A 9,853-nucleotide genomic window follows, 5' to 3' on the forward strand; every position below is an offset into this window, starting at 1 on the left:
CGGCGCGAGTCGGAAAAAGCGCGCAGAATCTCGTCGACATGCTTCGCGAGGAGACACGATGCACGCCGTACCGTTCGACATTGCGATACCTGATCAAGCGCTCGATGATCTGCGCCGGCGCCTGCGCGACGCGCGCCCGCCGACGCTGACCCCCGCCGAGCCCTGGCAGCAGGGAGTGGACGGCGCATGGCTGCGCGAGCTGGTCGCGTACTGGGCCGGGGGCTTCGACTGGCGTGCGCTCGAGCGTGCGCTGAACCGGCTGCCGCAGTTCGTCGCGGACGTGGACGGGCAGCGCGTGCATTTCATCCATCGACGTGGCGCGGGACCGACACCTTATCCGCTCGTCATCACGCACGGCTGGCCGGGCTCCGTGTTCGAATTCGATGCGCTGCTCGATCGGCTGTGCGATCCGGCGGCATTCGGTGGCGATCCTGACGACGCATTCGACGTCGTCGTGCCCTCGCTGCCCGGTTTCCTGTTCTCGCCGGCGCCGGCGGCACCCGGCATGTCTGCGTTTCAGGTCGCCGATCGCTGGGCCGGGTTGATGGCCGGCCTCGGGTATCGACGCTTCGGCACGCAGGGCGGCGATATCGGCGCGGCCGTGTCGGTGGCGCTCGGCGCGCGACATGCAGACAGGGTGGACGGTGTCCATCTGAACTACCTGCCCGGCAGCTACGAGCCGGCGATCGACCCGGCCGCGCCGCTGACCGACGACGAGCAGGCATTCCTGAAGCAGCGCACCGACTGGGTCGCGATGGAAGGCGGATACGCGCACGTGCACGCGACGAAACCGCAGACGCTGGCCGTCGCGCTCAACGATTCGCCGGCCGGGCTGGCCGCCTGGATCGCCGAGAAATTCCGCACGTGGAGCGATTGCGACGGCGATGTCGCGCGGCGGTTTTCGCACGACACGCTGCTGACGGGCATATCGCTCTACTGGTTCACCGGCTGCATTGGCTCGTCGATGCAGATGTATTGGGAAAACCGGCTGCAGCCGATGCGCTTCGCGCCGGGGCAACGCGTGGCGGCGCCCGTCGGCTTCGCGCGCTTTCCGAAGGAGATCAGCCGTCCGCCGCGCAGTTGGCTCGAACGCGTGTTCGACGTGGTGCAGTGGACCGACATGCCGAGCGGCGGCCATTTCGCGGCGCTGGAGGAGCCGGACTTGCTCGCCGACGATATTCGGCGGTTTTTCCGGCGTTTCCGGTAACGGGCGGGCAGGCCGCTCGGCGGAAACCTGGGCCGCAGGGCGCTCGCGCGGTTCAGGCGTGACGGGAGCCGGCGCGATGCGAATCGCGTCGCGCCGCCGCCGCGTGTCTTATCGCGTGACGAATGCCGTGGCCGCATCCGGCGCCGTACGCGCATGCTTGCGCTGGCGCAGCAGCGCGACGCGGCAGTTCTCGCGCGCCGTTTCGCGGCCGTCGTCGTCGAGCAGCACGAGGTCGCCGCGCATCACGTTCAGCGTGATCACGTCCTCGCCCGGCGCGCCGAGGGTTTCCGGCGTGTGCACCGAGCCGGCCGGTTCGAGCACCGTCGAGCCGGCGTGCGCGATCCAGTCGTATTCGCGGTAGCGCCACGCACCCTGCAGCGTATGGACGAACACCTCGCCGTCGTGACGATGGCGCGGCAGCGTGCCGCCGGCCGGCATCTTCAGCAGCGCGGTCAGCGTGTCCTCGGCCGCATTGATGTGCAGGTACTTGATCGCGAGCCCCGGCAGGTCGGCGCTCATCGGCAGCCACGGCAGCGCGTCGCCGGGCAGGCAGGAGATCGGCGGCAGGTCGGTGGAGAGCGGGGCGGACGGCTGCGTCATGGCGGAAGGCGGAGCGGAAACGGAAAGAAGCCCGCATTATCGCAGAGCCGGATCACGCGGCCGAACGGAGTCGGCGCCGCGGCGAAGGCCGGCACGGCGGGGGCGATCCTTACACGCTGAAATATACAGTCAAACTGTACAGTTTGACTGTCGATGTGCTATCTTGAATTCATGAACGCGCCATCGTCTCCCCCCGACCCACTCCCGCTGGCCGGTCTCGCCGGCGAACTCCGCATCTCGGTCGGCAAGCTGATGCGGCGGCTGCGGGAACAGACCCATCCGAACGACCTCACGTCCTCGCAGAAATCGGTGTTGCTGCGGCTCGACCGCGACGGCCCGGCGACCGTGTCGGCGCTTGCGCGTGCCGAAAGCGTGCGCCCGCAATCGATGCGCGTGACGGTCGCGACGCTCGAGGCGCTCGGCGCGGTCGCCGGCGCGCCCGATCCGAGCGACGGCCGGCAGACGCTGATCGCGCTCACGCCCGGTTTCCGCAAGGTGCTGCAAGCCAACCGCGCGGCCAAGGACGACTGGCTGTTCCGCGCGCTGCACGCGCAACTGTCGGCGGCGGAACAGGCCGAGCTCGCGGCGGCCGTGAAGCTGCTGCAGCGGCTCGCCGAATTCCAGGACCCGGCGCGTCCGTGAACCGCACCGATCCACTCGCCGCAAGGACAATCCGCGCATGAACTTCCTGCCTCTCGTGTCGTACTTCTTCGGCGGTGCGTTTCTCGCGAACGTCGTGCCGCATCTCGTCAGCGGGCTGCGCGGCGAGCCGTTCCAGACGCCGTTCGCGAATCCGCCCGGCCGCGGGCTGTCGTCGTCCACCGTGAACGTGGTGTGGGGCGTCGTGAACCTCGTCATCGCGTATGCGCTCGTGTGCCGGGTCGGCGATTTCGACCTGAAGCGCACGGCCGACGCCGCGGCGCTCGGCCTCGGCATCCTGGTGCTCGGCCTGTTCCTCGCGCGGCGCTTCGGCGCGCTGCACGGCGGCAACGAGCCGGACCGGGAGCGGCCATGAGCGTGCCGGCCGCGGGCGTATTTCGCTCGCTTCGCAGTTTCAACTATCGCGTGTGGGCGATCGGCTCGCTGGTGTCGAACATCGGCACGTGGATCCAGCGCACCGCGCAGGACTGGCTCGTCCTTACGCAACTCACGCATCACGATGCCTCGGCGGTCGGCACGGTGATGGCGCTGCAGTTCGGGCCGCAACTGCTGCTGTTGCCGTGGACCGGCTACGCGGCCGACCGCTTCGACCAGCGCAAGCTGCTGATGGCGACGCAGGCGCTGATGGGCGCGCTGGCGCTCGTGCTCGGCGTGCTGACGGTCACCGGCGCCGTGCGGCTCGAGCACGTGTATGTGTTCGCGTTCCTGTTCGGCTGCGCGTCGGCGTTCGACGCGCCGGTGCGGCAGACCTTCGTCGCGGAACTGGTTGGCGACCGCGAGCTCGCGAACGCGGTCGCGCTCAATTCGACGTCGTTCAATGCCGCGCGGATGGTCGGCCCGGCGGCGGCCGGGTTCCTGATCGCATCGGTCGGCACCGGCTGGGCGTTCCTCGCGAACGGGCTCAGCTTCTTCGCGGTGCTGGCGTCGCTGTCGCGGCTGCGGGAGGACGAGCTGCGCGCGAACGTGCGGGCGGATCGCGCGCGCAGCAGTCTGCTCGATGGGTTCCGCTACGTGTGGCGCCGCCCGGACCTGACGGCGATCCTCGTGATGCTGTTCCTGATCGGCACGTTCGGGCTCAATTTCCAGCTGTTCATTTCGACGATGGCCGCCAGCGTGTTTCACGTCGACGCGCGCGGGTTCGGGTTCCTGTCGTCGATGATGGCGGTCGGCACGATCTCGGGCGCGCTGCTCGCCGCGCGCCGCGAGCAGCCGCGGTTTCGTCATCTGTGGATCGGCGCGACGCTGTTCGGGCTCGGCTGCACGTTCGCCGCGCTGGCGCCCGGCTACTGGTCGTTCGCCGCGGCGCTGGTGCTGACGGGCATCGCCGCGATCACCTTCATGAACTCGACCAACAGCCTGATGCAGCTGTCCACCGAGCCGGCGATGCGCGGCCGCGTGATGGCGCTGCGCCTCGCGGTCGCGTTGGGCGGCACGCCGATCGGCGCGCCGGTGGCCGGCTGGGTGGCAAACCATCTCGGCCCGCGCTGGGCGCTCGGCGTCGGCGCGGCGTCCGGCTTTGCGGCCGCGCTCGTCGCGACCCATTTCGTCGCGCGCAAGCGGGCACAGCCGCGTACGGGCGGCGACGCCGCCTGACCGGACCGCAAGCCGCCGCTACGCCGCCGGCCGTGCCGCCGCATGCGCGGCGTCGAGGCACGACTGGAACAGCAGCGCCGCCCGCGACGGCCGCGGCGAGCGCCGCAGCAGGCTCACGAACCGGCAACGGTAATTGAACCGGTGCGGCGCGATCGGCTGCATCAGCCCCTTGTTTTCGAAACTCTCCGCATAGTGATCGGGCAGGAAGCCGAGATAGCGGCCCGACAGAATCAGCGTCGCGATCGATTCCTGGTCCGACGCGGTCGCGCTGCGGGTGAGCTTCGCGCGATGGCTCAGCTCCATGTTCGGCGAATGGAAACCCAGCCCGGCGAACGCGTGGTTGCGGATCGTCGTCCACGTAAGCTTGCCGTGCGGCGCATCGAACAGCGGATGCTGGCGGCCGCAGTAGAGCAGCATCCGTTCGTCGAACAGCTCCGAATACACGAGGCTGCCCGAGTTGCGGTGCACGGGAATGATCCCGACCTGGTAACTGCCGTCGATGATCCCGCGCTCGACCTCGTTGATCGACGCGACGTGCAGGTTCAGCGCGACGTCGGGCGCTTCGTCGGCGAACTGGCGGATCGCGTCGCCGAGGCGGGCATTCGCGTTGGTGGCCGTCTTGTCGAATACCGCGATGTGCAGTTCTCCGCCCATCCGGTCGTGAATGCCGTCGATCCTGCTGCGAAATGCTTCCATCGACGCGAGCAGCCGCAGCGTTTCCTCGTACACCGTCTGCCCCTCGGGCGTCAGCGTGAAGCCCGCGCGGCCGCGCCGGCACAGCACGAGGCCGAGCCGCGTTTCCAGATCCTTCACGTGCCGGCTGATCGTCGAGATGCCGATATTCAGTTCCAGTTCGGCCGCCGCCATCCCGCCGCACTGCACGACGCCCTTGAAGACCCGCAGCAGACGGAGATCCATGTCGCTGAGCTGCCCGAGCAGCGCGCGGCTCTTCGGTTTCTTTGCTTGCATAGTTGAGCAAGTGAACATTGATATTGCGATATTCAAAAGACTAATTGGCGTCCCGACAATGTGCAACATCATCACAAGGAGGAGGGGCGCGCCGCGCCGACCGACATGACCGACATCACCACCGCCCAGCACGACGACACGAACCTCCGCACCGACGCCGCCTGGCTCGATGCGCACTGGATGCCGTTCACGGCCAACCGTCAGTTCAAGGCCGATCCGCGCATGATCGTGTCCGGCAAGGGCGCGTATTACACCGACGCCGAAGGCCGCAAGATCTTCGACGGCCTGTCGGGCCTCTGGTGCACGGGCCTCGGTCACGGCCGCACGGAAATCGTCGAGGCCGTGAGCCGCCAGGTCGCGCAGCTCGACTACGCGCCGGCCTTCCAGTTCGGCCATCCGAAATCGTTCGAACTTGCCAACAAGATCAAGGAGCTGACGCCGGCCGGCCTCGACTACGTATTCTTCACGGGTTCGGGCTCGGAAGCGGCCGACACGTCGCTGAAGCTCGCCCGCGCGTACTGGCGCGCAAAGGGCAAGGGCACGAAAACGCGCCTGATCGGTCGCGAGAAGGGGTATCACGGCGTGAACTTCGGCGGCATCTCGGTCGGCGGGATCGGACCGAACCGCAAGCTGTTCGGTCAGGGCCTCGATGCCGATTTCCTGCCGCATACGCAACTGGCCGAGAACAGGTTCTCGCGCGGCATGCCCGAGCACGGCGCCGAGCTGGCCGACCGCCTGCTCGAGCTGATCGCGCTGCACGACGCGTCGAACATCGCGGCCGTGATCGTCGAGCCGTTCTCCGGTTCGGCGGGCGTGGTCGTGCCGCCGAAGGGCTATCTGAAGCGCCTGCGCGACATCTGTACCGCGCACGACATCCTGCTGATCTTCGACGAGGTCATCACGGGCTTCGGCCGCGCCGGCGCGATGACGGGCGCCGACGCATTCGGCGTGGTGCCGGACATCATGAACTTCGCGAAGCAGGTGACGAACGGCGTGCAGCCGCTCGGCGGCGTGATCGCGACGAAGGAAATCTACGACACGTTCATGGCCGCGGGCGGCCCCGAGTACATGCTCGAGTTCCCGCATGGCTACACGTATTCGGCGCATCCGGTCGCGTGCGCGGCCGGCGTCGCGGCGCTCGACCTGCTGGTGAAGGAAGACGCGGTGGCCCGCGTGCGCGATCTCGCGCCGCATTTCGAGGCGGCCGTGCACGGGCTGAAGGGCCAGCGCCACATCGCGGACATCCGCAACTACGGGCTGGCGGCCGGCCTGACGATCGCCGCGCTGCCGGGCGAGCCGGCACGGCGCCCGTACGAGATCGCGATGCGCTGCTGGGCGAAGGGCTTCTACGTGCGTTACGGCGGCGACACGATCCAGCTCGCGCCGCCGTTCATCGCCGAGAAGCGCGAGATCGACAACCTGGTCAACGCGCTGTCCGACGCACTGAACGAAGTGGACTGAGCCACCGCTCGCCCGCAGCGATAACCGAATTCACGAAAGAGCCCGAAACATGAAACACGACAGCAATGTGACTTCCACCGTCGGCCACCTGATCGACGGCAAGCGCGTCGACGGCGGCAGCCGCGTCCAGCCGGTGTTCGACCCGGCCACCGGCGAATCGCACAAGAGCGTCGCGCTCGCCGACAAGCTGACCGTCGAAGCCGCGATCGCGTCCGCGCAGGCCGCGTTCCCGGCGTGGCGCAACACGCCGCCGCTGAAGCGTGCCCGCGTGATGAGCCGCTTCAAGACGCTGCTCGAGGAACACGCCGACGAGCTGTGCGCGCTGATCACGGCCGAGCACGGCAAGGTGCTCGCCGATGCGATGGGCGAACTGCAGCGCGGGATCGAGAACGTCGAATACGCGACCTACGTGCCCGAGTTGCTGAAAGGCGAGCACAGCAAGAACGTCGGCCCCGCGATCGATTCGTGGAGCGAGTTCCAGGCGCTGGGCGTCGCGGCCGGCATCACGCCGTTCAACTTCCCGGTGATGGTGCCGCTGTGGATGTGGCCGATGGCCGTCGCCTGCGGCAACACGTTCGTGCTGAAGCCGTCCGAGCGTACGCCGTCGTCCACGCTGCGCATGGCCGAGCTCGCGCTCGAGGCCGGCCTGCCGCCGGGCGTGCTGAACGTCGTGAACGGCGACAAGGAAGCGGTCGACACGATCCTGACCGATCCGCGCGTGAAGGCCGTGAGCTTCGTCGGCTCGACGCCGATCGCCGAATACATCTACTCGACCGGCTGCGCGCACGGCAAGCGCGTGCAGGCGCTCGGCGGCGCGAAGAACTTCGCGGTCGTGATGCCGGATGCGGACATCGGCAATGCGGTGAACGCGCTGATGGGCGCCGCGTACGGCTCGTGCGGCGAGCGCTGCATGGCGATTCCGCTCGTCGTCGCGATCGGCGACGAAACGGGCGACAAGGTCGTCGCGGGGTTGAAGGCCGAGATCGAGAAGATGAAGGTCGGCCCGGGCAACGGCGCGGGCGTCGACATGGGCCCGCTCGTCACGAAGCAGCATTTCGAGAAGGTGACGGGTTTCGTCGAAGCGGGCGTGGCAGCCGGCGCGACGCTCGTCGTCGACGGTCGCGGCGTGAAGGTCGACGGCCATGACGGCGGCTACTACCTCGGCCCGTGCCTGTTCGACAACGTGAAGCCCGGCATGCCGATCTACCAGCACGAGATCTTCGGGCCGGTGCTCGGCGTGATCCGCCTGAAGTCGCTCGACGAGGCGATGGCGCTGATCGATGCGCACGAGTACGGCAACGGCACGTGCCTGTTCACGCGCGACGGCGAGGCTGCGCGCTATTTCGGCGACAACATCCAGATCGGCATGGTCGGCATCAACGTGCCGCTGCCGGTGCCGGTCGCATACCACTCGTTCGGCGGCTGGAAGCGTTCGCTGTTCGGCGACCTGCATGCCTATGGTCCGGACGCCGTGCGGTTCTACACGAAGCGCAAGACGATCACGCAACGCTGGCCGTCGGCCGGCGTGCGCGAGGGGACGGTGTTCAGCTTCCCGTCGAGCCGCTGAGCCCACGCGCGCACCGGCTGCATGCGGCCGGTGCGACGTGCGAAGCGGCCGGAGCCCGCCCCGATCGACGATCGGGGGCGGGCTTTTTTACGTCTTCGCGAAATGCGCGGAAGGCGGCGAAAGAAGGCTTACGGCGCGACCACGTGCCACACGTTCTTGAAGTTGTCGCCGTTGCGCTCGCCCTGTTTCATGTCCTTCGAGAAGAAGTACAGCGGCTTGCCCTTGTACGCCCATTGCGGGCTGCCGTCGTCGCGCTTGACGATCGTGTAGGGCCCGACCGGTACGTCGGTCGCGCTGGCCTTGTAGGGTGGCCACAGGGTTTCGCACGGGCCTGTACAGGCGCTGGTGCCGGCGTTGGGCTTGTCCTTGTCGAATGCGTAGACGGTCATGCCGTTGGCGGCGACGAGCGCGCCGTTCTCGACTTTCGTGATCGAACCTTGGGCCGAGGCCGAGGCGGACGCCATGGCGAGCAGGACGGAGCTGACGAGCAGCGCAGCTTTCATGTGTGCCTCCTGGTAGTCGGTGGGCGGGCGCGATCGCGTGCACGGGCGAGCGTGCGCGACGACCGCGGTGAATGGCGCCGGAACGCAAGGCCGTTGCCGCGGCGGGCGACGCACGGTCGAACGGCGGCAAACGGGGGCGCTTCATTCACGATAGGCGGTTTTTGGCGGGGCTGCGAGAAGATCGGGGGGCGTATCGGCCCGACGTATGCAGCACGCAACGGCATGGCGGGCGCCTGCATCCGGTATTCGGCATCCGTCCCCGAACGCGGCGCACGCCGACGCATCAGCGGTTCGCGCGATTGGTCAGTGCGACGCCCGCGATCACGAGTGCGCCGCCGGCCAGCATCGACGGCGACAGCGGCTCGCCGAGCAGCACGACCGACAGCAGCACGCCGAACACCGGCACCAGGTTGGTGAACACGGCCGCGCGGGCCGGCCCGAGGAGGCGGATGCCCTGCGAATACCAGACGAACGCGATCACCGTGCCGACGGCGCCGAGATAGAGCATCGATGCGACGGCCTGCCACGTCAGCGGCGTGCCGCCAGTCGCCGTCGCGTCGAACAGGTGCGTGACGAGCAGCAGCGCGAGGCCCCAGAGCGCCGCGTACGTGGTGGCCGCGAGCGGCGACAGCCCGTCGAGCGCGCGCCGGCCGATCACGGTGTAGGCGGCCCAGCTCAGCACCGCGCACAGCATGAAGCGTTCGCCGGCGCCGAACGTATTGCCGAGATCGGTCAGCACGCGCAGCCAATCGCCGCGGCTGATCACGATCAGCGCGCCGCACAGCGCGACCGCGATGCCGGCCCAGCGCGACAGCGACAGGCGTTCGCGCACGACGACCGACAGCAGCACGGCGGTGGCGACCGGATTCAGTGCGACGAACAGCGCGGTGCGCCCGGCCGGCATCCGCGCGAGCGCCGCGAAAAAACACACGTTGTACAGGAAGATGCCGGTCGCGCCGAGGCCGAACGTCGTCATGATCTGGCGTCCGCTGAGTGTCGGCAGCCCGCCTTCGACCTGCCAGGTCAGCACGACCAGCAGCAGCGCGGCGATCGCGAAGCGTCCGGTGGCCGCCGAGGTCGCGGACATCGTCGCGGCGAGGATCCGGCCTGCGATGAACGTGCCGCCCCAGAACAGCGCGACGAGCGTGAGCTTCACGTAGATGGCCGCGTGCGGCCAGAACGCTGCGGCGATGAAGCCGGTGCGCCGCAGGCCATGACCGAACGCGACCAGCAGCGCGACCGGCGCGAGCGCGAGCAGGATCGGGCCGATCATCGGCGCGCCTTCATGCGGGT

General features: G+C 68.6%; 10 protein-coding genes. 6 read left to right on the forward strand and 4 right to left on the reverse strand.

Features of this window, described 5'->3' with window-relative positions; genetic code table 11:
* Positions 1-58: 58 nt before the first annotated feature.
* Positions 59-1,207 carry an epoxide hydrolase family protein gene (locus tag H0X90_RS23080; protein ID WP_077189147.1) on the forward strand — a complete coding sequence of 383 codons (1,149 nt, stop codon included), beginning with the start codon at positions 59-61 and terminating at the stop codon, positions 1,205-1,207.
* 108 nt (positions 1,208-1,315) lie between these two features.
* On the opposite strand, the gene H0X90_RS23085 is transcribed toward H0X90_RS23080, so the two are convergent.
* On the reverse strand, positions 1,316-1,807 hold the full coding sequence (locus H0X90_RS23085) for a 2,4'-dihydroxyacetophenone dioxygenase family protein (protein WP_034202382.1): 492 nt from the start codon (positions 1,805-1,807) through the stop codon (positions 1,316-1,318).
* 153 nt (positions 1,808-1,960) lie between these two features.
* Between H0X90_RS23085 and H0X90_RS23090 the strand changes: the two genes are divergently transcribed.
* The 3 genes from H0X90_RS23090 to H0X90_RS23100 are packed head-to-tail and all read left to right on the forward strand — an operon-like array spanning position 1,961 to position 4,060.
* Entirely contained in the window at positions 1,961-2,449 is a 489-nt protein-coding gene (locus H0X90_RS23090; RefSeq protein WP_230205861.1) for a MarR family winged helix-turn-helix transcriptional regulator, read from the forward strand.
* Positions 2,450-2,486: 37 nt separating this feature from the next.
* Positions 2,487-2,822: a hypothetical protein gene (locus H0X90_RS23095; RefSeq protein WP_006482655.1), complete on the forward strand. Its 336-nt coding sequence runs from the start codon at positions 2,487-2,489 to the stop codon at positions 2,820-2,822.
* Entirely contained in the window at positions 2,819-4,060 is a 1,242-nt protein-coding gene (locus H0X90_RS23100) for an MFS transporter (RefSeq protein ID WP_048985517.1), read from the forward strand. Before H0X90_RS23095 ends, H0X90_RS23100 begins: the two co-directional genes overlap by 4 nt.
* A gap of 18 nt (positions 4,061-4,078) precedes the next feature.
* On the opposite strand, the gene H0X90_RS23105 is transcribed toward H0X90_RS23100, so the two are convergent.
* Entirely contained in the window at positions 4,079-5,029 is a 951-nt protein-coding gene (locus H0X90_RS23105; protein ID WP_006494919.1) for a LysR family transcriptional regulator, read from the reverse strand.
* Between the two features lie 105 nt (positions 5,030-5,134).
* Here H0X90_RS23105 and H0X90_RS23110 point away from each other — a divergent pair, with 105 nt between their 5' ends.
* Both H0X90_RS23110 and H0X90_RS23115 read left to right on the forward strand, forming a co-directional pair.
* The gene (locus tag H0X90_RS23110) at positions 5,135-6,490 is read left to right on the forward strand and encodes an aspartate aminotransferase family protein (RefSeq protein ID WP_012493315.1); all 1,356 of its coding nucleotides are present in this window, start codon (positions 5,135-5,137) and stop codon (positions 6,488-6,490) included.
* Between the two features lie 49 nt (positions 6,491-6,539).
* Positions 6,540-8,057, forward strand: coding sequence for a CoA-acylating methylmalonate-semialdehyde dehydrogenase (locus tag H0X90_RS23115; RefSeq protein ID WP_034202380.1), 1,518 nt, complete (start codon positions 6,540-6,542; stop codon positions 8,055-8,057).
* Between the two features lie 128 nt (positions 8,058-8,185).
* Here H0X90_RS23115 and H0X90_RS23120 read toward each other — a convergent pair whose 3' ends face one another.
* Both H0X90_RS23120 and H0X90_RS23125 read right to left on the reverse strand, forming a co-directional pair.
* A complete protein-coding gene (locus H0X90_RS23120; RefSeq protein ID WP_006479101.1) occupies positions 8,186-8,560 on the reverse strand; it encodes a hypothetical protein in 375 nt (124 codons plus the stop codon).
* Between the two features lie 283 nt (positions 8,561-8,843).
* Positions 8,844-9,716, reverse strand: a complete 873-nt coding sequence (locus H0X90_RS23125) for a DMT family transporter (RefSeq protein ID WP_077199993.1) — start codon at positions 9,714-9,716, stop codon at positions 8,844-8,846.
* Positions 9,717-9,853: the final 137 nt, after the last annotated feature.

The sequence above is a fragment of the Burkholderia sp. 9775_39 genome, from assembly GCF_015712225.1.
GTDB classification, from domain to species: domain Bacteria; phylum Pseudomonadota; class Gammaproteobacteria; order Burkholderiales; family Burkholderiaceae; genus Burkholderia; species Burkholderia cenocepacia.